27 protein-coding genes and 1 pseudogene are annotated in these 23,951 nt (G+C 64.8%); 11 read left to right on the forward strand and 17 right to left on the reverse strand.

Translation table 11 applies throughout. The features are described from left to right. Positions 1–80 precede the first annotated feature (80 nt). The 3 genes from ACHQ4I_RS27790 to ACHQ4I_RS27800 all read left to right on the forward strand — a co-directional run bounded on the left by ACHQ4I_RS27790 (position 81) and on the right by ACHQ4I_RS27800 (position 1,286). Positions 81–245 (forward strand): phosphopantetheine-binding protein, encoded by a 165-nt coding sequence (locus ACHQ4I_RS27790; protein ID WP_420774799.1) that lies wholly within the window; start codon positions 81–83, stop codon positions 243–245. A gap of 152 nt (positions 246–397) precedes the next feature. Continuing rightward, positions 398–976: a TetR/AcrR family transcriptional regulator gene (locus ACHQ4I_RS27795; RefSeq protein WP_420774800.1), complete on the forward strand. Its 579-nt coding sequence runs from the start codon at positions 398–400 to the stop codon at positions 974–976. Positions 977–1,031: 55 nt separating this feature from the next. Continuing rightward, complete coding sequence (locus tag ACHQ4I_RS27800) at positions 1,032–1,286, forward strand: hypothetical protein (RefSeq protein WP_420774801.1); 255 nt, start codon at positions 1,032–1,034, stop codon at positions 1,284–1,286. Positions 1,287–2,123: 837 nt separating this feature from the next. Here ACHQ4I_RS27800 and ACHQ4I_RS27805 read toward each other — a convergent pair. The 4 genes from ACHQ4I_RS27805 to ACHQ4I_RS27820 form a co-directional block, all read right to left on the reverse strand. After that, entirely contained in the window at positions 2,124–2,855 is a 732-nt protein-coding gene (locus ACHQ4I_RS27805; RefSeq protein ID WP_420774802.1) for a hypothetical protein, read from the reverse strand. Between the two features lie 354 nt (positions 2,856–3,209). Beyond that, positions 3,210–3,632 (reverse strand): tautomerase family protein, encoded by a 423-nt coding sequence (locus ACHQ4I_RS27810; protein ID WP_420774803.1) that lies wholly within the window; start codon positions 3,630–3,632, stop codon positions 3,210–3,212. Between the two features lie 28 nt (positions 3,633–3,660). Further along, positions 3,661–4,362 carry an SDR family oxidoreductase gene (locus tag ACHQ4I_RS27815; RefSeq protein WP_420774804.1) on the reverse strand — a complete coding sequence of 234 codons (702 nt, stop codon included), beginning with the start codon at positions 4,360–4,362 and terminating at the stop codon, positions 3,661–3,663. 608 nt (positions 4,363–4,970) lie between these two features. Beyond that, entirely contained in the window at positions 4,971–5,378 is a 408-nt protein-coding gene (locus ACHQ4I_RS27820; protein WP_420774805.1) for a PaaI family thioesterase, read from the reverse strand. 65 nt (positions 5,379–5,443) lie between these two features. Between ACHQ4I_RS27820 and ACHQ4I_RS27825 the strand changes: the two genes are divergently transcribed. After that, positions 5,444–6,052, forward strand: coding sequence for a TetR/AcrR family transcriptional regulator (locus ACHQ4I_RS27825; RefSeq protein WP_420774806.1), 609 nt, complete (start codon positions 5,444–5,446; stop codon positions 6,050–6,052). 82 nt (positions 6,053–6,134) lie between these two features. Here ACHQ4I_RS27825 and ACHQ4I_RS27830 read toward each other — a convergent pair whose 3' ends face one another. The 6 genes and pseudogenes from ACHQ4I_RS27830 to ACHQ4I_RS27855 all read right to left on the reverse strand — a co-directional run bounded on the left by ACHQ4I_RS27830 (position 6,135) and on the right by ACHQ4I_RS27855 (position 12,466). Beyond that, on the reverse strand, positions 6,135–7,214 hold the full coding sequence (locus ACHQ4I_RS27830) for an NHL repeat-containing protein (RefSeq protein ID WP_420774807.1): 1,080 nt from the start codon (positions 7,212–7,214) through the stop codon (positions 6,135–6,137). A 176-nt stretch (positions 7,215–7,390) separates the two neighbouring features. After that, entirely contained in the window at positions 7,391–7,849 is a 459-nt protein-coding gene (locus ACHQ4I_RS27835) for a hypothetical protein (RefSeq protein ID WP_420774808.1), read from the reverse strand. 371 nt (positions 7,850–8,220) lie between these two features. Further along, on the reverse strand, positions 8,221–9,876 hold the full coding sequence (locus tag ACHQ4I_RS27840) for a sulfatase-like hydrolase/transferase (RefSeq protein ID WP_420774809.1): 1,656 nt from the start codon (positions 9,874–9,876) through the stop codon (positions 8,221–8,223). Positions 9,877–10,034: 158 nt separating this feature from the next. Further along, positions 10,035–10,135, reverse strand: a pseudogene (locus ACHQ4I_RS27845) (DUF1460 domain-containing protein); the annotation flags it as partial. Positions 10,136–10,489: 354 nt separating this feature from the next. After that, the gene (locus ACHQ4I_RS27850; protein ID WP_420774810.1) at positions 10,490–11,263 is read right to left on the reverse strand and encodes a DUF5984 family protein; all 774 of its coding nucleotides are present in this window, start codon (positions 11,261–11,263) and stop codon (positions 10,490–10,492) included. Between the two features lie 672 nt (positions 11,264–11,935). After that, the gene (locus tag ACHQ4I_RS27855) at positions 11,936–12,466 is read right to left on the reverse strand and encodes an ATP-grasp domain-containing protein (protein ID WP_420774811.1); all 531 of its coding nucleotides are present in this window, start codon (positions 12,464–12,466) and stop codon (positions 11,936–11,938) included. A 33-nt stretch (positions 12,467–12,499) separates the two neighbouring features. On the opposite strand from ACHQ4I_RS27855, the gene ACHQ4I_RS27860 reads away from it, so the two are divergent. Beyond that, positions 12,500–13,012, forward strand: coding sequence for a hypothetical protein (locus tag ACHQ4I_RS27860; protein ID WP_420774812.1), 513 nt, complete (start codon positions 12,500–12,502; stop codon positions 13,010–13,012). A 101-nt stretch (positions 13,013–13,113) separates the two neighbouring features. Here ACHQ4I_RS27860 and ACHQ4I_RS27865 read toward each other — a convergent pair whose 3' ends face one another. Next, positions 13,114–13,512, reverse strand: coding sequence for a DUF4870 domain-containing protein (locus tag ACHQ4I_RS27865; protein ID WP_420774813.1), 399 nt, complete (start codon positions 13,510–13,512; stop codon positions 13,114–13,116). A 443-nt stretch (positions 13,513–13,955) separates the two neighbouring features. Between ACHQ4I_RS27865 and ACHQ4I_RS27870 the strand changes: the two genes are divergently transcribed. Next, complete coding sequence (locus tag ACHQ4I_RS27870; protein WP_420774814.1) at positions 13,956–14,147, forward strand: hypothetical protein; 192 nt, start codon at positions 13,956–13,958, stop codon at positions 14,145–14,147. 153 nt (positions 14,148–14,300) lie between these two features. Here ACHQ4I_RS27870 and ACHQ4I_RS27875 read toward each other — a convergent pair whose 3' ends face one another. After that, a complete protein-coding gene (locus ACHQ4I_RS27875; RefSeq protein ID WP_420774815.1) occupies positions 14,301–14,525 on the reverse strand; it encodes a hypothetical protein in 225 nt (74 codons plus the stop codon). Positions 14,526–14,900: 375 nt separating this feature from the next. On the opposite strand from ACHQ4I_RS27875, the gene ACHQ4I_RS27880 reads away from it, so the two are divergent. Further along, a complete protein-coding gene (locus tag ACHQ4I_RS27880) occupies positions 14,901–15,461 on the forward strand; it encodes a class I SAM-dependent methyltransferase (protein WP_420774816.1) in 561 nt (186 codons plus the stop codon). Here the strand turns inward: ACHQ4I_RS27880 and ACHQ4I_RS27885 are convergent. Both ACHQ4I_RS27885 and ACHQ4I_RS27890 read right to left on the reverse strand, forming a co-directional pair. Then, complete coding sequence (locus ACHQ4I_RS27885; protein WP_420774817.1) at positions 15,458–15,616, reverse strand: hypothetical protein; 159 nt, start codon at positions 15,614–15,616, stop codon at positions 15,458–15,460. The genes ACHQ4I_RS27880 and ACHQ4I_RS27885 overlap by 4 nt on opposite strands. Further along, entirely contained in the window at positions 15,613–16,119 is a 507-nt protein-coding gene (locus ACHQ4I_RS27890; RefSeq protein ID WP_420774818.1) for an STAS domain-containing protein, read from the reverse strand. The genes ACHQ4I_RS27885 and ACHQ4I_RS27890 overlap by 4 nt, the downstream gene beginning before the upstream one ends. A 290-nt stretch (positions 16,120–16,409) precedes the next feature. On the opposite strand from ACHQ4I_RS27890, the gene ACHQ4I_RS27895 reads away from it, so the two are divergent. Next, positions 16,410–17,291 (forward strand): universal stress protein, encoded by an 882-nt coding sequence (locus tag ACHQ4I_RS27895; protein WP_420774819.1) that lies wholly within the window; start codon positions 16,410–16,412, stop codon positions 17,289–17,291. A gap of 207 nt (positions 17,292–17,498) precedes the next feature. Here ACHQ4I_RS27895 and ACHQ4I_RS27900 read toward each other — a convergent pair whose 3' ends face one another. Further along, the gene (locus ACHQ4I_RS27900; RefSeq protein WP_420774820.1) at positions 17,499–17,975 is read right to left on the reverse strand and encodes an SPW repeat protein; all 477 of its coding nucleotides are present in this window, start codon (positions 17,973–17,975) and stop codon (positions 17,499–17,501) included. Positions 17,976–18,098: 123 nt separating this feature from the next. Between ACHQ4I_RS27900 and ACHQ4I_RS27905 the strand changes: the two genes are divergently transcribed. Next, entirely contained in the window at positions 18,099–18,551 is a 453-nt protein-coding gene (locus tag ACHQ4I_RS27905) for a MarR family winged helix-turn-helix transcriptional regulator (protein ID WP_420774963.1), read from the forward strand. Positions 18,552–18,776: 225 nt separating this feature from the next. On the opposite strand, the gene ACHQ4I_RS27910 is transcribed toward ACHQ4I_RS27905, so the two are convergent. Then, the gene (locus ACHQ4I_RS27910; RefSeq protein WP_420774821.1) at positions 18,777–19,616 is read right to left on the reverse strand and encodes an SDR family oxidoreductase; all 840 of its coding nucleotides are present in this window, start codon (positions 19,614–19,616) and stop codon (positions 18,777–18,779) included. Positions 19,617–19,875: 259 nt separating this feature from the next. On the opposite strand from ACHQ4I_RS27910, the gene ACHQ4I_RS27915 reads away from it, so the two are divergent. Then, positions 19,876–20,556: a PAS and ANTAR domain-containing protein gene (locus ACHQ4I_RS27915; protein WP_420774822.1), complete on the forward strand. Its 681-nt coding sequence runs from the start codon at positions 19,876–19,878 to the stop codon at positions 20,554–20,556. Between the two features lie 480 nt (positions 20,557–21,036). Here the strand turns inward: ACHQ4I_RS27915 and ACHQ4I_RS27920 are convergent, their stop codons facing one another. Continuing rightward, a complete protein-coding gene (locus ACHQ4I_RS27920) occupies positions 21,037–22,437 on the reverse strand; it encodes an FAD-binding oxidoreductase (protein ID WP_420774823.1) in 1,401 nt (466 codons plus the stop codon). A gap of 146 nt (positions 22,438–22,583) precedes the next feature. Between ACHQ4I_RS27920 and ACHQ4I_RS27925 the strand changes: the two genes are divergently transcribed. Next, positions 22,584–23,684, forward strand: coding sequence for a helix-turn-helix transcriptional regulator (locus ACHQ4I_RS27925; protein ID WP_420774964.1), 1,101 nt, complete (start codon positions 22,584–22,586; stop codon positions 23,682–23,684). The last annotated feature ends 267 nt before the right edge of the window (positions 23,685–23,951 follow it).

Below are 23,951 nucleotides of genomic sequence, written 5' to 3' on the forward strand. Positions count from 1 at the left end.
TTTCGGCTCAGGATAGTTCGACCGGTTATTTCCGGAGCGGCTCCGGGCCGCGGATCTCAGCCTCGCGTGGTCGAATAGCCATGTCGCCCAACACCACCCGTCAGCCACCCACCCTCGCCGAGTTCCGCGCACTGGTCGCTACTCACCTGGACGTCGAACCGGCGACCATCCAGGACGACACCGACCTGATCGAGCCGGGCTTCGATTCGCTCGGGATGATGCGCGTTGTCAACTCGATGAGCTGATTGCCGAGCCCACGCTGGCGGCGTGGGCTCGACACACCCGACCCGAGAGTTGATGCGGGCCCCCCTCTCCAGCTCGCATCAATATTTTAGAGTACAGTCCGTTTGATCAGAGACGGACTGTATTTACCATGTCCGTCTCGTATCATTCAGATATGCCGAGATTGTGGAACACGACGATCGAGACCCACCGTCGTGAAGTGCGCGAAGCGATCCTGGCTACGACCTCCCAACTGGTGCTCGACCGCGGCCTGCGCTCGGTGACGATGTCACAGATCGCCGACGCCACCGGTATCAGCCGGGCGACGCTCTATAAATACTTTCCCGATGTCGAATCCATCCTGATCGCCTGGCATGAGCGGGAAGTCGCGGCACACCTCGACGAACTCACCGACATCATGGCCGGTATCGACGGCGCCCCCGAGCGGCTCGCAGCCGGTCTGCTGGCCTGCGCGATGCACAACTTCCAGGCGCGTAAGCGACATGAGGCCGAACTCGCGCACATCGTGCACCACGACGACCATGTCGCACACGCCGATGCTCATCTGCGCACACTCCTCGCCGATCTGATCACGGCGGCCCGGGCTGAAGGCGCGGTGCGCGGCGATGTCGATCCAGGTGAATTGGCCGACTATTGCCGCCACGCACTCGGCGCGGCGACAGCGATGACCGAACCCGAGGCGGTTCAGCGACTCGTTTCGCTGACCCTGGCCGGTCTGCGGCCCGCGCGCTGATTTCGTATTCCATACCCCCACATCCGGCGACGCCGAAGCCTCGACCGATCACCGCATGGCGTGGATCGAATTGGTCGGCGTACTCGCGGTCGGCATCCAGGTCGGACTGGGCGGCACGCCGGTCGCCGACTTCAGCTGGGCTGACGTCTGCGCGGGTATCGGCCTGATCGTCAAGCTGCTGATCAAGGTCGGGGTGCTGTTGCTCGGAGGCCGTGCCCTGCACAGCCGACTGGCCGCCACACACGGCGCAACACTCTTCCATCGCGGTCGGACCCGAGTCCGCCGCTGCCAACTGACCGCCTCGATCTGACTGGTGTCGGTGACGCCATTGATCTGGCGTACCAACGCTCCGCTGCCGATCGCGGTGCCGTCGGTCTGCAGGTTGCCCCCGCTATGGCCGCCGACGCCATGCACCCCGACCTCCCACGTAGCGAACACCTCTTGCGGCGCGGCCGAGGCCACGGCCGTGCCGATTCCAGCCGCCGCGCACGCCACCGCTGCCGTCGCCACGAGAACATTGACTCGCATAGCAAAACCTTTCGCCCTCAAGGCTTCTCGCATCCATGGTGAATGGACTCCAAGCACGCAGCCCCCTGCATTATCCATACAGTCCGTTTAGGTCCAGACGGAGCGTACTGGAAAACGAAGACCGTGAGGACTCCCGTCCATCATGGTGCGAAGCCGCCGAAATTCGCGACCGGCACGGGGTTTCCAAAAGTTGGCGTACGAGCAGCGCCGACGCGGGGTCGCAACCTCCCGCCGGGTGTTCGACTGCGGGGATCCCGCAGTCGAACAGGACATGCAACCGGGCCAGCCGCACCGCGTTCGCAGAATAAGGACCACGCGGCCGACGCCGAGGTCGACACCGCCGGACGACCTGCCCCACATGCGGAGGACCCGCACCCAGAACGATCTAGGAGCGGGTCCCTGGTGCGAGTAGCACATCCAGCGTCGCATAGCGCGTGCTGCACGCTGCCAGATCGGCGCCCGTGCACGCCGCCGTCCCCGCGCGGGATGTCGATGCTCCCGATCAGCGGATCCACCGTTGCCGTCCAGTGTCGCCACCGATGCAGGGGCGGACCATTCGGCAAGCGCCACGCGGTATTCGTCTAGGTACGCCAGAAATTCTGAACGAGTCGTCCGTTCCTCACCGGTTTACGACGCTCTTCGCGCCCACCATGCGCACCATGCTGAGAATCGGGAGCCCGATCACCAAATGTTCGACCGCGGTGGAGATACCCACCCAGAGGTGGCTGGACAGTGCCAGTGGAATGATCACTGCCGCGGCGGTCAGGATTCCCACGATCCAGCTGAAGAACAATTCCGGTGACGGAGTGCCCAGGCGCAGCAGATACCAGAGCACCCCGGCCAGCAGCGCGCACATGAAGGCCACGGCCGCGAACCAGTACGCGTCCTGGGCCATCGGATTCCACACCCCGAGCTTGCCGCTCTCTGTCACTCGGTTGGCGATGATCTCGATGATCCAGGCGCACAGCCAGGCCGCGAGTGCGGTCACCACCGCCGCCGCGAACACACCACCAGCGAACGTACCGATGTTGACGTCCGGCCCCTGGTGTGACCGAGACTGGCGGTTCGGGTAATCGGACTGCTGATCCGTGCTGTATCCGTGGTCTGGGCGGTATCCGTGGTCTGGGCGGTATCCCTGGTCCTGGCCGTATCCCTGGTCCTGGCCGTGTCCATGATCCTGGCCGTATCCATGATCCTGGCCGTATCCGTGATCCTGGCCGTATCCGTGATCCTGGCTGTACGCGGGGTCTCTGTAGTTCCCAGGCTGATAACCGGTTTCGTAACGTGCAGTGTGCTGGTCGCGCGGATCCCTGGGGTTCAACCGCCGATCACCTCCGTCGAGAGCATGCATGTGCGTCGAGTGTAGGGCGACAGCGAACAGGCTGCTGTCCGCTCGTCTGTTCCAGCCCTACATTCACTCGGGATCGGCACAGCTTGCCATACATCTATCCGCGGTAGGAGTTTCTGCCCGACACGTCGCGACCAAAGGTACGGCAACGCCGGATGCATAGTGGATCTGGCATGTTTGCCTGATCGACCCAATGGGAATCATTGCCCGAGTCGGCATCCCGCGTCTGAATGCCGATAACGATCGAGCACTTGATCACTGACAATTTCGCCGGAGAACCAGGAACAGGCAGCGAAGGACCCCGTCCTGATGCGACCGAGGAGATTGTCGACTTCCAACGCGTCGAATCCCACGGCTTCAGTACGGGATGGGCTTGTTCTCCTTGGCCCAGACCTGCTCGATATCGCTACCGATCGGTGGCGGGAAGAGCCCGGCGATCATCCAGGTGTCGCGCGGGACCTCGTTGATATTGAATTCGAGGTACAGGCCGCGGTCGTGCGTGTAGGGGGCCATGAGGGTGTCGAGGCCGCGGGTCATGCGTTTTCGCATTTCAGGGTCATCGAGTTGACGGGCGAGGTGGTCGATGGTGATGCGCACCGAGGCGGCGGTGGGTTTGCCACCGACATAGAAGGAGTCGGCGGGCAGTTCGTGAAAGAGGGCTACGGCATAGAACTCCGGGAGGCCGACGCGGGCGTAGTAGGCGGTGATGTCCTGGGCGAAGTTCTGCTTGTCCTCGGAGGTGTAGGTGTTCGCGGGGTGGTAGATGCGCCAGAGCGGCATGGTGAATTCCTTTGGGCGAACCGGTGTCTCAGCGACGGAAGGGAAGGACGAGGTTTTCGACGGGACCGGACAGGGTGGCCTTCACCTGCCGGGTGAACTCATCGACGAGGACTTCGTTCGCACCCTGTTCCAGACCATCGGCGAGTGCGGCGGCGACCGTAGCGGGGCTGAGCTTCACGGTATCGATGGCCTTGACCATGTCGGTCTCGGCGAAGCCGAGGTGGACACCGACGACCTGGGTGCCCTGCGCAGCCAGTTCGATGCGCAGGGAGTTGGTCAGTGACCACAGGGCGGCCTTGGACGCACCGTAGGCCGCGGCCCCGGAACTCCAGGACAGCACAGAGTGCATATCCACCAGTGCGCCACCACCATTGGCGGCGAGGATGGGAGCGAAAGCCTGTGCGATGCGCAGCGGTCCGAAGACGTTGGTCTCGAATGTTTCGACGACATCGGCCATTTCGGCCTGCAGTAGCGGCGCCGGGCGCAGTACACCCGCGTTGTTGATGACGATGTTCACATCAGTGGCCCGATCCGCAACGGCCGCAACCGAATCTTGGTCGGTAACCTCCAATTCGAGCGGGACGATGCGGGAGTCATCGGCCGCGCCGGGCTTGCGGGCGGTGACGTAGACCTTGGCCGCGCCGCGCGCCAGCAATTCCTCGGTGAACGCGCGGCCAAGGCCTCGCTGCCCGCCGGTCACCAGGGCGATAGCCCCTTCGATTCTGGTCATGTCCGCCTTCCTCATTCGTTCACGCCATAGCTGACTATATAGAACTATAGCCAACACTTCGATGCGGCGACAGAGGGTGGCACGGCGGCAGGTGAAGTGCACTGGCCGCCCGCCAACGCACGATCGCTCGACAGAGGCAGTCCGCGAGCAGACCTCAGCGCTGGTTCGAGCCAGCTCCCGAACTCGGTCGCGCAGTAGATCCAGGCAGCGGCACACCTCGCGCAAGTCCCGATCCAGCAACCGGGCCCCGGTCGTCAGCCGCGGCTGGGACATCGACCCCGACACCGGACACAACAGCGGGAACACGAGCAGCCGCCCGAACCACGTGCCGTTCAGCGTCATCCCCTGGTAGCCCAGGTCATCTGTTGTTCGGCCGGGGTGCACCTGCGGCGATCGGTCGCGACGTGGCAGGCGAGCTGTACCGTGCAGCAGCATTCCGCGCCCTGACACGGCACTTCACATCAGCACTGCGTTGTGTTCGCCGATCGGCGCCCTCGGCGCGATCTCGGCAGGCGATGGGGCCAGGACCGCCACTTGGCACACCTGCGACACGATTGGTCACCGAATATCAAGCGGCCGTGAGCATTACGATCGCCGATCTTTCGGCCTCAGGCGGCCGCGTGCGGAACGCGTGTCTGCACTGTTTGGATCACATGGACGCACAGCTCGCCGGACTCGTCGGTGATTTGCACACCCACCACCACCGCATTGCGGCTGATACGCATCGGCTCGGCGACCGCATGCGCCGCCGCGCGGACCGGACGCAGGAAATGCGTCGTCGAATCGGTCGTCGCGGGCAGCGCCCCCGGGGCGGAATTGAGCACCGCGCAGACCGCGGCAGCCGCGTCGGCCAACCCCATCAGGGCACCGCCGTGCAGGCCACCACCTGTTGTCGACAGCTCGATGGTGTGGGGCAGGCGGGCAGCGACAGCGGCGGATGTGAGTTCGGTGAACTCCACTCCGAGGGTGCGAACGAACGGAGCAAGTCGGTAGACGTCTTCGGTGGTGATGGTCACGGTCGGCCTCTCATCGTTGTAGAGACTTCACTCTACAAGCCTGTCTGGAGAGTAGTCTCTACAGCGTGGTGAGATTCGTACACGACACCGCGGCGATCCTCGACGCCGCTGCGCGGCTGCTGGCTACGCAGGGTCCCGCTGGCGTCACGATGTCCGGTGTGATCCGGGAATCCGGTGCACCGAGCGGGTCGGTCTACCATCGCTTCGCCGACCGGCCCTCATTGCTGGCCGCCCTGTGGAACAGGGCCGTCGAGCACCTGCATCGCGACGCCTACCTCCTGTTCGACGAGGACGACCCGGTCGAGGCCGCCGCCGCGATCACAGGCCACATCGTGCGGTGGTGCCGCAGCAGCCCGCTCGATGCGCAGGTCCTGCTCGCGGGTGTCCACCACTTCGCTCCCCAGAGCTGGCCCGCCACCGCGCGCGAGGAGCGCGCCAGCGAAGCAGCCCGATGGGATGCGGCCATCCGCGAACTCGTCCACTCGCTACGCACCGAAACCGGATTGTCCACGGCGACGATCGTTCTCACCGTTGTCGACCTGCCTTATGCCGCGGTGCGGCGATATCTCACAGCCGACCGGCCGATACCCACACAACTCGACGTCCAGGTACCAACCATGGTGCGCACGCTGCTGAACAGCTTGCCGGCCGAAACGGACAGAGCCGCCGTTTGATCGAGCACCGAGACAACCCGCAGCTCGCACATCACACGATTTCAGGACATAACCCGTGCGGTCTGGTCTACCTGCACGATGATCACCGTCCGCGCAATTCCGGTGGCAGACAGAGTCCGAACGGCCCACAGGGATTGCACAACAGTGGCAGGAAAAGACATGGACGCAGCTCCGGTGGAAAGTACAGCTGCAGGCCGCGCAGTGCGCACAGCCAGCCGACGCAGGGATAGGTGAGCTTGACGATCCGATTGTTGGCGGTGTCGGCGACATACACGTCCCCGAGGTTGTCGATCGCGAGCCCAGCAGGTTCGGCCAGATCGGTGAACGGTTCGCGGGTCGGCGCATCCTTCCCAGCCGACAACCGCCAAACAGTGCCCGACCAATATTCGGCCGTGAGAACATCTCCGGCGGAGTCGACCCCAATGCCCCGGTAGATCACGCCAAAAAATCTGAACGGCAGGTCGATACCCGCACTCGCGCCCGCAGGCAGCTTGACAACGTGGGCGTCGTCGCCGGAGTGCCCGCCATAGGAGACGTAGACAGTGCCTGCGGAGTCGACCGCGATTCCACCAGGAGTGACGACTTTGAGCGGCAAGCCGATGCCGACATCCGCGCCGACCGGAATCCGGACCACCCGGCCGATGCCATCGTCGAGGACCAGCAGGTCGCCACCGACGTCGACAGCCAAGCCGATCGGGCGCCGATTCGTATACCGATGGGTGTCGTCGTAGTAGTCGTCGTACATTGCCGGCAGCACTGTTTGTGTTGAGGTCCCGGCCTCGAGCTTCAGCACCCGGCCGTTTCCTGTATCAGCAACAAATACGTCGCCGGCTGTGTTCACCGCCACCGCCTGCGGTGAGTCCAGGCCAGTGAACGGAAGCTGCACCTGTAGGCCGCTCGGTCGAAGCTTCAGGACTCGGTTGTTGCCGGTGTCCGCGACGAATACGTCCCCGGCCGCGTTCACGGCGACCCCCTGCGGTCGATCGAGGCCTTCGAACGAGAGCGTGGTCAGAACGGCATCCTCCTGAGCGGATGCCGTCGGCGCGACCGCGACACTCATGGGGACGACCGCGAGGGCGACCGCCGCGACAACAAGGTGCCGCCGCAAGCTGGAGCGCTTGACGGCGTGTGTGTTTACCGCGCTGTCCTGCTGCATGGGCATCGGCAACTCCGAGGTGATCGGTGGAAGCGGAAAAGGCGGACCGGTCTCGAAAAGCTCGTAAATGCCTGCGCAGGTAGAACCGCAGACCAAACGACATTGTCACTCAGCAGACAACTGTGGCGGTGGGGCCAATGCCCATGTGAGCACGTCGAAGACGTGGCTTCCATGAAGGCGGTTCAGAGCTCCTCCCGCGTCAAGAACAGGATCTTGCCGTAGTCCTCCCCCAGCCAAAGGTTGTCGAAGCCCTCCGGCGGATGAAATGAAGTGACGAACTGCCCTTCACCTTCGTAGACGAGCGCAGACGCAGCGGAGAGATTCCAGTCGGGGTTGGAACCCGCTGGCTCGAAACGGATATACACCGGGCTCTTACGCAGATTCACCGTATCAAGCGGGAAGCCGATGCGTGGGTCGTTCAGTTTGCCGTTGCGTACACGGATCAGGGGCGGCGGCAGGTCAGGCTCATCGGGAGCTCGGCCCATGATGTACTCGCGCCAGGAGCCGCGTTCGAAGTCGTCGGCGGTGGAATCTATACAGAACTCGCGTCCCCCGAGTCCGAGATAGACGCGACCGTCGGTACCGGCGCCATTGACCGTGCCGGTGATGATCTGGCAGAGAATTCCCGTAATCCTAGCCACCTCTTCACCTCCTTACTCGAGCCGTTTTGACCAAATGCCGACAAGAGACAGCCCCGGGAGGTCAGGAATCAGCCCGAACGACAGGGAGCTATCGCACAACCGAACGCATGAGCGGGACATCACTCCAACCTCGCCAACTATCCCTGAAATTCGCGGCCCGCTGGCCGCTTATCCCCGAATATCGCAACCCAGCCCTGAAAAGGACACGATCCAGTCGTACCGATTCTGAGTGCGATGCCGGGTTGGATAGCGACCCCAGAATCTGCACCATCATTGGCCGACGACAACAGTTCTATGACGGCTACCTCTGGTCAGCCCTGACGCCCTGTCCGCCGGGTCACGATTCAACCGGAGTTGACACCGCCCAGCGACTAGTTCTGAGGGATGAGGAAGTCCTCCAGAAAGTTGCCCAGGCGTTCGGCTTTGGCGGTGATGCTGGATTGGGAGGAGATGTAGTCGGAGATGCCTTGGTCTTGGGCATCCTTCAGATAGGTGGGTAGGGGTTGTTGGAGTTCGGTGTCTATGGCTTGGGCCAGGAGTTGTTCCATTTTGGGGCGCAAGGGGTTTCCGGTGGCGGCTTGGTTGTCCAGTTCCAGGCGGCCCTTGTCGGTGGAATAGTCGTAGAGTTCGAATTCTTGGTCGGCGGAGCTGTCGATTTGAATTCGGCCGTCGAGCCAGTGGGAATATGCCGCGAATTTGGCGTCTGCGGTGCGGACCATGGTGACGTGACCGGGGGCGTTGTGGTCGAAGAGAATGGCGGCCTCTTCGATGGTGGCCTCGTCGGTGGTGTGGGCGATGAATGGACGACCGGGGGCGGAGGCGTTGCGACACAGCGCCGTCAGGTCCAGGCGGCCTGCCAGGTGCTGGTAGTGGTCGGTGGAGCGCCACTGGTTGCCGCCGGTGGCGATGGACAGCAGCAGAGGTGTGAGGTCCACGCTGGAGGTGAGTTGCGTTCGGACCGCGGTGGAGTCGGTGGGGCTCAGCAGGCCGCGGGGATCGTGGATGTAGAAGGGGACGCGGACGGCTTCGTCGTAGGCGCCACCGCCCTTGCCGTGCAGGCCGTGGGAGCCGGCGTAGTCGCCGTGGTCGGAGGTGAAGATGACGACCGTGTTGGCGGCGACGTCGGGGCGGGACTCCAGAGTGTCCAGGACGCGGCCGATCTGGGTGTCCACCTGCTGTTGCAGCCACAGGTAGAGGTTGCGCATGTCGATCCAGGCCTGCATGGCTTCGGGGGTGCCGTAGGGCGCGAGACCGAAGGCCACCACCGACGCCTGCACCAGGGCCATCTGCAGTCGCGGCTTGGCCGAAAGCTGTTCCAGGGACTCGAAATTGCCGGGCAGGTCGCTCACCCAGCGGGGAATGTCGAGGCTGTTCTGGTCGCGACGCGTCCAGCGCGGCCAGTACTGGATGTCGTGCGGGTTCACCAGCGACACCGTGGAGCACCAGGGAGAGCCGCCGGAATCGTGCTCGAACCAGTCCACGAAATCATCGACGATCTTGGGATCGGCCTGCAGGCCCTGGCCCGGCGCGCCGTTCGGCGAGGGATAGGTGCCGCCACCGAACCCGTACGCCTCCAACGCACCTGGCGTCCGATCCGGGTAGTGACCCAGATGCCACTTGCCCCACCAGGTCGTCTCGTACCCGTTCTCGCGCAACATCGACCCCCAGGTCGGAAACCGCGGGGACAAGGTCGATTCCGACACCACCATGCACCCGGTCTGATGGCTGTACAGCCCGGTGACCAGCGCGCCACGCGAGGCGGTGCAGTCATTGGCGGCGGTGTAATGCTGCTCGAAAGACACACTGCCGCGCCGGATCCGCCCGATATTCGGCAGCAACTGATCCAGCATCGACTGCTCCGGAAACCACACCGGCGCGCGCATCTCGTCCACGATGACGACCAGGATGTTCGGCTTGTTCGGGTCCACATCCGCGCGCGCCCGCGCCGCCGGACCCGCCGCGTTTGCCGCGACCGCCGCCGTCACCGAGGCGGCCGCGCTGGTAAGAAATCCACGTCTGCCGAACACTGCGGCCTCCTACGAGTCGATGCCGCGCCGGACTGGGGCGGCGGTGCTGCGGGCAGCGTAGGTCAGCCGCGACGCGTCGCACATCACGCGCGGGCGTGACACCAGGTCCCCTGTGTGAGGGATAGTTCGACGGAAGCGGGATCGAGACCCGACGAGGCTCATTTCGGACGCATCACCACCAGCCCGGGGACGGTGGCCATGTAATCGGTCAGGGGTGTGTCGAGGATCTGTTGTTGGCTTCGAAGGAGGAGGCGTTACGGAACGCCGCACGGCGAACCGAAATTCGGCACGACAACCCGTGGCCTCGATATCAGTCGAGTAGTCATCGCTCCAGCGGGCGCAGCAGGACGGACACAACTTGTTCCGGCCGAGTCCACGGCAGCTGCAGTGCACGACCCGGCGGCCACCCCATCATCCGATGGCTGGCAGGTCGGCGGCACCCGCGAAGCACTCTCATCAAGTCCGCGACTCCCGCGCGAGCGTGGGTGATCGTCACGGCCATGATCGTGGCCGAACACGAAACCGACCTCGATAAGTCCTTGTGGCGCAACCACACCGCCACGACCGAACCGTATCTGCCGCTCGACGCTCGCTCAGCGGCATTTCCGTGCGTTCACGCCAGATGCGGAGCCAGGACCGCCGCGCCTGCACGTACGTTGGCCCAGTCGGTGTCGTCCTGCCGGGCCAACGCCCGCGGCAACCACGTCCGGCGCTGCGCCTGTTCCCGAATCAGCGCAGGGATATCGAGCTCGATCCCCGGGACGGCGCCGGCCACAGCCAGGTGGTCCACACGCTCCTGCATGGCTTGCAGCAGTCGGTGGTCGAAATCGGTTACAGCAGTGATGAATTCCTCCGTGCTGACCGTCCTCAGGCCCGACAGCGGCGCGGAGAACGTGATCGCACCGTCGGGATCGGGTGTGAACTGCCACGCCACGGTGACCGTGTCCTCGGGGCAGAGGGTGCGCCACCACCGAAACGCGGGCCCGAATCGCAGATACGAGGTGTCGATCCAGCGCAGGCCGTACGCCTCGGAGGCGGCCTCGATCGCTGGATCTTCGAGAAGATCCGGATCGCCGGTGTCGACCCACTCCTCGGCGCCAGCGGCGAAGAACTTCGCCAAATCATCCGGCACCGGCTCGAGGGCCGAGGGCAGAACGGCGAGCAGGTCCTCCCACAGCCGCACCACGTAATAGTCCACCCACGACGTTACGGCAGCGCTGCCATCGCCTATCGAGTTCGGGGTCCGCTCTGCATATCTCAGCAGCTCGACACCACCAACCTCCAGGCAGTACCACCCTTGGGTGAGCCCGAACCAATGCAGACGGCGATGCTCCCCCCACGGAACAACCTTCTCGAGGGGCGCCAACTCGAACCGGACACGCATCATGCCCCGATTCAACTGATCACCCCGCGCGCTGTCGACCACATTCGTGGGTCGGCGGGTCGCCCTGCGGACGTACTGGGCGTTCACTGACCACTTGCACTGCGTGGAGATCAAACACGACGCGATGTAATCGGCATGCGCGTATGTCCGCTTGGTGCCGGAAGCCCTCTGCCCATTGATCTTCCGCCCCTTCGCACTGGCCGTTCGGTCAGCGCGGGAAGCGTCATTACCGCGCACTCGAGTCGACTGAAGCCAGCTCGGCGCTCGGCATTGCGGGCCCCACATCCCAATGAGCAACGACCTAGAACAGATGTCCATAAATAGCGTGGCCAGCTGGGCGAACTCAGTCCCGGCCTTGATCGTGAGCAAGCGGATTCGACTCTGGTTCATCCGCCACGATCCAGCGACCGGTTACCGGGACCGCACCCATCCCGTGGCCGTCGGCCGCTCCGGTCCGCCCGAGATGCACTACTGGACAAGTGATCACGTGGAACTGACGGCGGCACCCTCTCGGCCGATGCCGCCACCAGTTCCACCTGATCGGCCGACCAACAGCGCAGAAGGTGATGTGGTGCAGTTGAAGAGCTGTGGGACGCTCGCGATTAGGGGCACCCCTGGTGATTCCACTGAAGCCCAGAGAACGCGCTGTATTGCGTTTCGCTTCGCCACAGGTGATCAACCACGGAAACCGTTGTGAAAGATAGTGATCAACGCCTCTGGTCGTATCGTCTTCGGTCGGTCGCTGACCTGCCCGTCGCCGAGTTCGACCAACCGCCATACTCCATCAGCACGTAGAGCGAAGTCAGCTGTTACGAACGGGAGACCAAGGCGAGCGATGGCATGCTCGACCACGGTCGGATCGAGTTCCGTAGCGGGCATGTCCTGCGGGGTGTCGGGGTGCGGTCCGATCAACTGGCACCTGCCGTCGACCCACCAGGTACGAACCTCGGCCGAACGGAAGTTCTCGAATTGGCGGACAACGAATCCGCCTGTCATGTCTTCTCCGCGGAGCTCTTGGAATCTGTTCGCCACGCGCCAGGCACCGTCTGCGTCGTCCACCTCGGGAATGAACGCCGCCTCGTGCCAGTGGTGCTTCATCGACTTGGTGTAGTCGCGGAGCACGGCAGGGCCGGATTTCAGTTCTCGCAGCGCACGGTCGAATGCGGTGCGATCGTTCCCGATGGTCCATGCCGACCGAGGTGTCATGTCGGAGAGCTCGGAGTACCAGCGAGGTAGCTCATGGGCGTGCCGGTACTGCTCGGCGCTGGTTCGCAGCGTGACGTTTCGACGTCGCAACGCTCGATCGAATTCCGCGTACCGGTCGCTGCGCAGCATCCAGCCGCGGTAAACCGCCTCACCTTGTGCTCGAACGCGGCGGACGGCTTCGTCCGCATTGTCCGGACAGGTCAGCGCATCATGGTCGACCAAGGCCACATCCATCCCCGCAGCGCGGGCGGCATCGGCCTCAGCGGCGAAATGCTCATCGACGCGGGACGCGTGTATTACATCGGCTGGCACGAGGAGAATCACAAACGTAGCCTCCCACCCACCCCAGCCGACTCCAACCGGTTTCCGTGCCTGCGAAGGTGTCTGGAGCTTCAACGCCATGCACCATCGCGCGCACATCGGCATTTCAGCGTGCTCCATGAGATCGCCTACACCCCGCCGCTCGACCCCATTTACTCCCTCGCGAAAACGCACGACATTCAGCAGTTCCGGACGTTCCGCGCGGACGCCAACGGCCCGAGGTAGCCTCGGGCCGTTGATCTTCGGACTGTCGCATCTGGCCGCCGTGCGGGGTGCCGACAGCATCATCGATGACGAAACCCAGCTGGGGACTTTCGAATACGCCGCTACTTGATCGAGTTGGCCAACTGATCGGCATAGGGGGCAGTGAATTTTCCGACGATGGGGAGCTCCGCGCGGGCACCGCCGGTGTTGTTCGCTTGGACCATGGCCATGATCCAGACGACGACCGCGAAGACCGCGACTGCGAGTCCGGCGAGGCTGAAGATGATCCCCAGGACCCCGAGGAGCGAGCCGACGATGCTCAGAACAATATTGACCACCGAGACCGCCCCGAAGAAGACGATCGATTGCGAGGCATGGAATTTCACATCGGGATCGTTCTTTCCCACGAATAGGAAGATGATTCCGGTGAGCCACCCCAGCGCGTACGACAGGATCGCGCTGGTCTTTTTGTCCAAGCCGGCGGGCTGCGGTTGGTTCATGGGCGATTGAGAAGATGTCATGGGGTAAGTAGATACCGCGCTCGCCTCCTACCGATCCCAACTTTCACCCAACTCACAGGTCGCGGGCCAGCCGGCGACGGGGATCCCGGACGTGGTTCTCCCGACGAATCGGCATGTGCGTATGTCCGCTAGATGCCGGAAGCCCTCTGCGCGTTGATCTTCCGCCCCTTCGCGCTGGCCGGTTCGGGCAGCGGGGGAAGCGGCAAGAGCGCGCACAGATCTCTGCAACCATGCGGCAGATGTTTCCGGTGGTGCCGGTCACGAGAATCTTCGCGTAACCGCTACGACGCGAACGGCTACTCGAGCGAAAACAGCGCAGGTCAGAGTTCCTGCGGCACAATGCTTCCGGGCTCCGATTCTGTTGCCGACACCCTGGCACGGTTCGAAAACGCGTTCTATCATCGGTTCCGTCGACGGCTGATGAGCGAAAAGGAGGGGCCGAATTGGCTGATGAACACATGGACCCGACGGCGGACGAAGACGAGTACGACGTCAACTTGGAGGAACCCGTCATCGACTCTGCTGTGCCGACCACTTGGCAGGAATTCGCCGAGGATGCCCGGACAGGGCAGTCCGCCGTGGCCATAGAGACGGGGAGCGTCACTCTCCCAGGGGCGGCCCGCCTCACAGAGTAGACATTGTCCCTCGTGGATCGCCACGCCGCCCACATTCGGGCGGGATTTCGACCTGCTGCACTTTCTCTGGGTAACGCGCTATTCAGCATTACCGGATATCCGGAGTAGGGCGCTTATTCGACCACATTTGAATTTCGTTGTCGGCGAGCCAGTTCAAGAAGCGCGCGGCGGTGCGGAGTTCGCGGCGATCGTGTCGGCCCGAGCCGTGGCTGTATCGTCCACTGGGGCGTTGCGGCAGGCCGTGCGCAGGATCCGCCATTCGGCATACGGACGCAGGATCAGCTGCTGTTGTGCGGGCAGGTCGCCGAGGAACGCGGTGATCCAGAGTTGTTGCTGGGCAAGCGTTTCGTTACGCGCGGGCAAAACACCGGTGACCACGAGGGTTGCCGGATTTCGCGGGTGGTGTTGTCCTGCGGTAGGAGATCGAGTGTTTGGTGGTCGATATCGTCGTTTCGTGCGGCCAAGGTGGCGAGGAGCCGCGCGGTCCGAACAAGCGCACCACCTGCTGCGAAAGCTACATCCCAACAAAGCCTTTCACCGACCTTCGGATATCGAGCTGCAACGCGCCCTATGGCCGCGCCCCCAGCGACCCCGTGCACTGGCTCGACCCCATGTCCTGCGAACCAACCCTTTACGGCCGCACAGTCGCCGATGCCACTCAGCCCCAACACATCCGGCTCATCACCGCTCTACGCAGTACGGCGGACCACGGCCACACTAACGCTGGCGCAATCACGAAAAGCCCTACCGCCCATGGGATATTTCCTCGCCGGGACCGCAATAGCCCCGAAATGGAACATCATCGGCGACGTGGCCACCACCCGCGCCGACCCGCCCCGCTGCCACCACACCTACCTGCCCGCCAACCTCACAACGCTGCACCCCACCACACTCACCGCAGCCGGTTTCGACCCCAACCGACCAACACTCTGGATCGCCGAAGCAGTCCTGCTCTACCTGACACCCCGCGACATCGACACACTGCTCACCACCATCAGCACACTCTCCGCGCCCGGCAGCACCCTGCTGCTCGACCACGCCAACCACGCCTTCCATCAGCTCGACGCCATCCAAGACACCAACCGCCGACGCGCCGCGGCGCTCGGCATCACCCCACAATCCACCCTCGAAAAACCCCGAACCTGGCTTACCCACCACCCTTGGCATGCTCGCCCCGCCAACCTCGCCGCCCTCGCACACCAAACCCGCCGCCCATTACCCACCGAACTCCGCATCGACCACGGCGCCACAGCCCGCCTATGGCTCATCCGCGCCCGGCACAACCCACGGGCTTCCATCCGTCCGAGCTGCTAGCCGAGTTCATCACCGTCTGGGAATGGTGGGATGACGCCGAAGCGGACCAGATAGACCGGGCGATCGAACAGGCCCAGGACGCCGAGTGGGACCCGGAGATCGAAGGCCCAGAAAGATTCGGGGAGAGCAATCGACGCGCGAGGAGCGTCGCTCATCCGTGACCGTGCCTCTTGGCCGCTTCACGCAGCGCATCGTCGAGATTGGCGAAGGTGTCGAAGCATGTCGACATTCCGCTGGCCGCGATCATGTGGTCCACGCATTCGGTGCCGGTGACGAGGTACATCTCGTGGGTGTGCTGCGACCACACCCGTGCGTCGTCGAGCACCTTCATGCCTGCCACACCGAGAAAATCGAGTTCGGACAGGTCGATGACGATTGTCGGTGCAGCAGTGTGCAGCGTCCCGAGCAAGTGCCGCTCGAAATCTGCCGCGGTGCACAAATCGACCTCACCCAGCACGCTGTAAAGCGTGACACCGACACACGGCCGCGTTCGGACGACACGGACGTAGCCAACGCGCCGTCGTCGGCCTACGTAGATCGACGAAGATATGCCACTACGTGCGAATTCTGGAATCGAGGGTCCGACAGAACCCGCATCCGTCGGGTTGCTTCTGATCACCGGAGCCAGGTATTTGGATGGCATAACGTGAACCCGCATTCTTCTCGCACCCGCGCGATAGATATGGGCCGAAGATTCCTGCCGTCCAGTTGTCGATGGCCGCACCTGGGGGGTGTTTCCCGAGGGTCCCGGGCTGTGGATTCAACCCCAACTGATCAGATCCTCACGTTGATCTTAACGCGCTGGCGGTACGGCGATCCGGCGGAAATCTTGGAATTGATCACCAGCGCGTCGGCACGGCCTGCGGCATCGCGGCTCGGCGTCGCGCCGCCGGAACCGGGTATCCGGTGTGCGGCCAGGTAGTGATCTCTGGAGCGAAAGGTAAACCCATGGTAGGCAATCCATCGATTCTCGCGGCCGTGGACGGATCGCCCAGCTCGTATCACGCCGTTGCTTGGGCGGCGGTAGAAGCCGCACTGCACCGCAGCCCGTTGCACATCCTCACCTCGATGGCGATCCCGACTGGCTTCGGTCCGGGCACCTCGCTCGGGGAAGCGGACCTGGAGTCGCTGCGCCGCGACGGCGAACGGGTCCTGCACGAGGCGACGCGTGTGGCCCGCACGGCCGCGCCCGGCACGGAGCCGGATATCACCGGCGAGGTGACATTCGAGTCGATCATTCCCACGCTGCTCGATCGAAGCGACCACAGCAGAATGCTGGTTGTCGGTAGCCGCGGCTTGGGCGCATTCCGGAGCGGACTGCTCGGCTCGGTCAGCACAGCTGCCACGCACCACGCTCGTTGCCCGGTCGCGGTGATCCACGGTACGTCCGCAATCGACGCGGTGTCGGCGACCAAGCCGATTCTGGTCGGCGTCGACGGCACCGACAACAGCGTTCCCGCCGTCGAACTGGCCTTCGAGGAGGCCTCGCTGCGCGGGGTCGGCGTTATCGCCCTGCATGCTTGGAGCGACGTCACCGGCCTGGATCTGCCGATCGGCGACTGGGAGGACCTACATCGGCAGGAACAGGTCGTACTCGCCGAAAATCTGGCAGGCTACACCGCCAAATACCCCGACATCCCGGTCCGTCGGATCGTCGTCGTCGATCGGCCCGGCCGCTGTCTCCTCGAAGAATCCGACAATGCTCAGCTCGTGGTCGTCGGCAGCCACGGCCGCGGGGGCTTCGCCACCATGATCCTCGGCTCTACCAGCAGCGCCCTGCTGCACTCAGCGGAAATCCCGATGATCATCGTGCGCTCCAAATTCCAATAGGTGCGTCAGGGTACTGCCGCGCCAGCCCGGACAGCTGCGAAGGTTGTTCGTGCGGAGCGGGCAGCATTGAGCGCGCCGATGAGATCGGACAGAATCCCGATGCTTGGTCAGCGCGCGCAACCCCGCCCGCACCCCGACTGCCCGCACCCCACAGGCGAATGCCGTCAGCGCCTCACCTGTGGGGGCCTCAGGCACACCCGGCCGGTTCTAGCCTTGCCCCAGGCCCGCGGAAGGCGCGCGGCCTGGCAGTCGGCCGATTCGGCTGGTCCCGAGGAGCATCGAGCCCAGACCGAGTACTACAGCAACCGCGCCGGCGACTACGTTGCTCCAGATCGTCGATGTATGGGCGACGTCACCGCTGACCACCCAGGGGGCGATGATCGTCCATACACCGATCAGCGGAGCAGCCCAGACGATGCCGTGCGTCCGGCCGTACACCGAAGCGAATCCGACGGCCAGCATCGCCAGGGCGATCCCGACAATGAGGTTGTTCCCCGTCAAGGTCGCGAACCCGTTGAATCCGACAACCCAGGGCGAGATCGCGACATAGAGCCCGGTCAGGAACATCAGGCCGGCGACCGCCTGGGCGGCCGGGGCTTCCGAGGCGAGCTCATATTTCTCATGCTTGGCCCGCAACTCCATGATGTCGGGATGCCGGCTCATGCTCATGGCCTCACTGGTCATGTCCTGCACCACCCTTCAGACACAGTGCGTGAATAAAGACTGTCGAGCGGAGACGGCTCGCAGCCCTAACCGCCCAACCTATAGGTCATTCTGTGATAATATCATGACATGATACATCAGTCCATGTCGGCGGCTGATCACCTCAGTAACGAGGAGTATTCGAGGCTGCTGGCGTTCCGGGCCGGGCTCCGCCGGTTCCTACGATGGAGCGAGCGGCGGGCAGCCGATGTGGGACTCACCGCCACTCAGCATCAACTGCTACTGGCGATTCGAGGCCATTCCCATCCAGCTGGGCCCAGCATCGGAGAAATCGCTGACTATCTGTGCACCCGACACCACAGCGTGGTGCAACTGATCGATCGCACCGAGCAACTCGGCCTCGTCGCTCGCAATCGGGAGCACGGCGAGGACCGCCGCGTCGTCCGCCTCGCGTTGACCGAGGCAGGTCGAGAAGTCCTCGCACAGCTCAGCGAGACCCATCTGGAAGAACTTCGGCGACTGGCCCCGCTCGTCGACGCGCTGGTCGACCCCACCGCGATGCCGCCCTCGGATGAGGCCTGTCCGGTTCGGCCATAGTCTCGGCGGGCCGTCGGCACCGCCCCGAGTCCCGAATCCGAAGCGATGAACATTGCTGGTCACCGCAATGGAACGGTCTCAGACCGCTCATCGCCGCATTCGCTGACCGTGCGCTCGCCAAGGCCTGAGCCGGCTACGCAGGTCCGAGCTCAGATCAGGACGTTGCGAGACACGGCCACCGCTGGTAGCAAGCGGTTCGCTGCCACCACGAAGTACGCGGACTGTTCACAGAATCGGTCTGCCTCCGGTGACCGCCAGGCGCGCACCGGAGATATAGCTGCCCTCGTCGGAGGCGAGCAGCACATAAGCTCCGGCGAGTTCGGCCGGTTGCCCCGCACGACCAAGTGGGGTGTTCTCGCCGAAGTGGGCGACCTTCTCCACCGGCATCGTCGAAGGGATCAAAGGGGTCCAGATCGGTCCTGGTGCGACGCTGTTGACCCGAATCCCCTGTTCTCCCAACAATTGCGCAAGGCTGGCGGAGAGGTTCGCGATGGCCGCTTTGGTCGCCGCGTACGGCGCCAGTGTCGGGTTGGGCATATCGGAATTGACCGACGAACTGCCGATGATCGATGATCCCGGTGGCATATGCGGCAGTGCCGCGCGAACGAGGTGGAAATACGCCCCGATGTTGAGCCGGAACGTGTAATCCCATTCCTCGTCACTGATTTCGGCGAGCGTGTCATGGGTCATCTGGTAGGCGGCATTGCTCACCAGCACGTCGATCTTGCCGAACTCGGCCACGGCACGATCGATGACCGATCGGCAATGCACTGGCTCGGACAGATCCCCGGCGACGAGCACACCCCGCCGACCGGCCTGCTCGACCAACTCGGCGACCTGTTCGGCATCGTCGTGCTCATCCAGATAGGAAACCAGCACGTCCGCGCCCTCACGGGCATAGGCGATCGCGACAGCCCGGCCGATACCACTGTCACCCCCGGTGATCACCGCCGCTTTACCGGCCAGTCGACCAGACCCGCGGTAGCTGCGCTCACCGCAATCGGGCACCGGCGACATCTGGCCCTGACGCCCAGGCGGCGTCTGCTGCTGTTCGGGAAATCCCATGATCGGTCATCCTCTCGGGCGCTTCCGTCGTGCGGATACCCGCAACCCGACGGCCGAACCAATGCCGCAATCCGCGCACAAACAGCTGCCACGGCAGCCACCACAGATCGACCATGAGGAGGTCGAGGCTCGAGTCGACCGTCGGTGACATACCCGTGCGCGACAAGCGAATCGACATAGTGGCGACATGTTCGGTAGTCGCCCTGAGATCGGCTCGCGGTTGCTGTCCATGGGGGTGGATTCAGCCGATACTTAGAGGGTGAACGAGATCGCAGCCGGCCGAACAGACGCGGCCGATGCCGTCGACCAGGCCCTCGGAGGTGCTCCGCAAGCCGTCGGTAGTTTCCGATTCTGGTTCGCCGACCAACGCTGGGAATGGTCCGACGAGGTCGCCGCGATGCACGGCTACGCCCCAGGCGCCGCACAGCCGACCACGCACATGCTGCTCGCGCACAAACACCCCGACGACCGCGACCAAGTCGCCGAGTCCATCACCCTCGCCGTACAGACCGGCCAGCCGTTCTCGAGCAGACACCGCATTATCGACACCGCAGGCCGAATCCACCAGGTCATAGTCGTCGGCGACCACCTGCTCGACGACTCCGCAAACGTCGTCGGCACCGAGGGCTACTACATCGACCTCACCGACACTCTGGCCCAACAACGACAGACCACCCTCGATGAGGCTCTACCCGACCTACTCGAAGCGCGCGCGACCATTGAACAGGCCAAGGGCGCACTGATGCTCGCCTACGGAATCGACGCCGAACAAGCCTTCGGGGTACTGCGCTGGCGATCCCAGGAAACCAATACCAAACTACGCGAACTCGCCGCACAATTTATCGCCGAACTACCCCACCTCGGCGCGGCACCCGTCCACCGGCGCACCCAACTCGACCACCTACTGCTGACCGTACACCAACGGATCACACCGGCCTGACCCACCGCGCTCGATCCGTGCCCGGCACGAATACTATTGTGCCACCGCCTATTCAACTATCCGGAGCGCTGATCGCCGACAGTGCTCCGTAGCCCACCTGTGGACAGAACCGAGGCCATCGCAGACGCTGAACACGTTGCGCCACAAGGTGTTCGGCGAAAACCGCGCCCGGCCATCGAAGCCTATCGCTCGGATCACTGCGCCGCCGGTGTGTCGGCTGCCCTTGCCGAGGATTTTGCCGGGTCAATGATGCGACCACCGCGGTCTCGAAGCGCCGAGACCGGCTACTGCGATGCCGAATTGGCGCGCAAGCATGGCGAACACTATGGAGCGCGCCATTAGGTGGTGGTCCATAGCGGCTGCGATCTGCTCGATCGCGTCGCCGAACGCGGCGACTGGCCTGACCGGGGAACGCGTTGGTGCACTTCGGATTTCGAGCGCCGACCTATCCGACGGGTGATCACCATGCTTGTCGCCGAATCATGTTCGAGACAGAACCTGGTTCCCGGCGAGCGGGTAGTTCCCGCGGATCACCCCGCTCGGGTCGACGGTGGCCTTGACTCGGCGCAACCGGGCCAGCGTCGGCTCGTCGAACGCGGCGGCGGCCTCCTCGTCCGGGCCGAGCATGCTGAGCACTGTCGGGCCGGCGTCCCAGGGCGCCATCGCCTCCCGCAACTGCGTCATCGCCGCCGCGACCGGGCCGGCCAGCGCCGGATCGGGCAGCATTACCAGCGCCGACACTAGGTATTCGGCGTCGATCCGCCCGGCCGCACCGGCCACCGGCCTGCGCAGCGCCGCCCCGAGATGCCGGATCTGGACCCGAGTCAAGGGCGTCCCGGTGCCTGGCCCGGCGAGCCGCAGGATCCGGTCGATCACCTCGTCATCGACGATGCGCACCCCCATCGCGGCGTGCGTGCCGGGCGAGGGTTCGGCCGGTTCCTCGCACACCGTGCCGATCTCGGACGGCTGCAGCGGACGCACGGTCTCGCGTAGCACGGTGCCCGCGTGCCGAACCGGGGCCAGCAGTGTCGCCAGCTCGTCCGGGCCGCCGACGTACACGGCGTCGACGAAGCAGAAGGAGCGGCCGCGGATCTCCTCGGGCAGGAACGGCAGCGGCGGGAAGTGCATGACCGCCGCCCACAGGCTCAGCGTGTCCGGGGCAACGCTGGTCACCGCCGTGAACGCGCGCAGCACCGGCCCGGCCTGCTCGCCGGGGAACACCAGCCGCCCGCCGGTGAGCCGCGCCGCGGGGAACAGGTCGATCTCGACGGCGGTGACGATCCCGAGGTCCCCGCCGCCGCCGCGCAGCGCCCACATCAGTTCGGGGTCCTTCTCGTCGCTGACCCAGCGGTGCCGGCCCGACGCGTCGACCAGCTCCACGGCCCGCAGCGCACTCGCGCTGGTGCCGAACGGCCGCGACAGCCAGGACAGCCCGCCGCCGAGGCAGGATCCGACGACCGTGACATCCGAGCTCGAGCCGATCAGACCGGTCAGCCCGGTGCCGTCGAGCTCACCCTGCAGCTTCGCCCAGGTGACGCCCGATCCGACCCGGGCGACCCGGGCGTCGGCATCGATCCAGACGTCGTCGAGGGCCGCGGTCCGGATCAGGATCGTATCGTCGAGGGCCCGGGTAGCGCCGTGGCCGCTGGGCTGGGCCGAGATCCGCAGCGAGTGGTCGCGCGCGAACCGGACGGTCTCGACCACGTCGGGGGCGCTGCGGACGGCTACTACCGCGCGGGGACGCTGGGGCACGCTCAGGTTCCAGGCCTGCGCCGCGAGCTCCCAGCCGTCGTCGCCGGGCAGGGTCAGGGCGCCGTCCAGGACGGCCCGTAGGGCAAGGACGGGATCGGCGCCGGGGTGGGTCTCGGTTGTCGAAGTCATGCATCAACCGTCGCCGCTGGGCCTTTCGCTCGGTATCCCACTGACCTGGGAAGTCGACCCCCCAGGGTTCTGGGGGTTCGGTCTTACGCGGCACACTTGCCACGGTGAGCACCTTTCGAGCCGAGACCGCGCGGGCCGCGTTGGACGTGCTGTCCCGCGCCGGGCTGCCGTGGCAGGAGTTCGGCGAGAACGCACTGGACATCCTCGTGCGCGCCGTGCCCTTCGACTCTGCGTGCTTCGGCACCATCGATCCGAGCACTTCGCTGGTGACCGGCTCGGTGAAGGTGGGGCTGGCCGAGCCCTGCGAGGCGGAGTTCGCCTTCCACGAGTACGTGCAGGACGACGTCAGCCTCTTCCGCGACCTCGCGAGCCGGGACGTGGGCGTCAGTATCCTGCACGAGGAGACCGGTGGCGACCCGCGCCGCAGCTCGCGGTTCCGGGATCTGTTCGAGCCGGTGTTCGGGCTCGGGCATGAGCTGCGGGCGATGATGCGCTGTGGCGGCCAGACCTGGGGTGGCGTCGCGATCTACCGGGGGCTCGGCAGCAGCGGCTTCAGCCCGGCAGAGGCGGATTTCCTCGACGGACTGTCCGGCACGCTGGCGCTGGGAGTCCGCGCCGGCCTGATCGCCGAGGCGGCCGGCGCCCCGGTGGAGTTGCGCGACTCGGCCGAGGGACCGGTCGTGCTGACCTTCGACTCCGACAACGAGGTGTGCCAGGCCACCCCAGCCGCCGAGCAGCGCATCGCCGAACTCGGCGGCGACCTGTGGCGCGAGCTGCCGCAGCCGGTGCTGGCGATCGTGGCGGCGGCGCGGGCGCTGGAGTCGGGCCGGGCCCGCACCGTGCCGCGGGTGCAGGTGCGGTCCCGACTCGGCGAGTGGCTGACCGTCCACGCGTCCCCGCTGAACGGCCGCGGTGCGGTCGGCAGCCAGGTGGTGGTCACCATCGAACGGGCCGGCGCGTCGGAGGTGGTGCCGTTGGTGGTGGCGGCGTTCGGGCTGACCCCGCGCGAACGGGACGTGGTCGAGGCTGTGCTGCGCGGCGCGAGCACCGCGGAGATCGCCAAGCAACTGCATCTGTCGCCGTACACGGTGCAGGACCACCTGAAGGTGGTCTTCGACAAGACTGGGGTGTCCAGTCGGCGCGAGCTGACGTCGAAAGTGTTTTTCGACCATTACGCCCCGCGCATCGGCAACCCGCTCGGGCCGTCGGGTTGGTTCGCAGATCGTGCGCCCGGAACAGGTTTCTAGCTCACTCGCGCAGCTCATCGGGGTCCGCGAAGTGGGGCATCGACCTGGTGGGCCCAGGTGGGCTGCTCAACCAGCTCACCAAGACCGTCGCTGACCGCGAAAGGGCTGATCACTGGCGAGGTTTCGGCGCATTTCGCATGGACCACCGATTCACGACCACAACGACGCGTTCATTGTCGGTGGTCACATCTACTGTTCGCCGCATGAGTTCGACTGCGCTGCATTCGCTTATGTACCTTCGGCCTTCGGGGCTCGACCGATCTGGTG

Origin of the sequence: Nocardia nepalensis (assembly GCF_048910785.1) — a bacterium.
Lineage (GTDB): Bacteria > Actinomycetota > Actinomycetes > Mycobacteriales > Mycobacteriaceae > Nocardia > Nocardia nepalensis.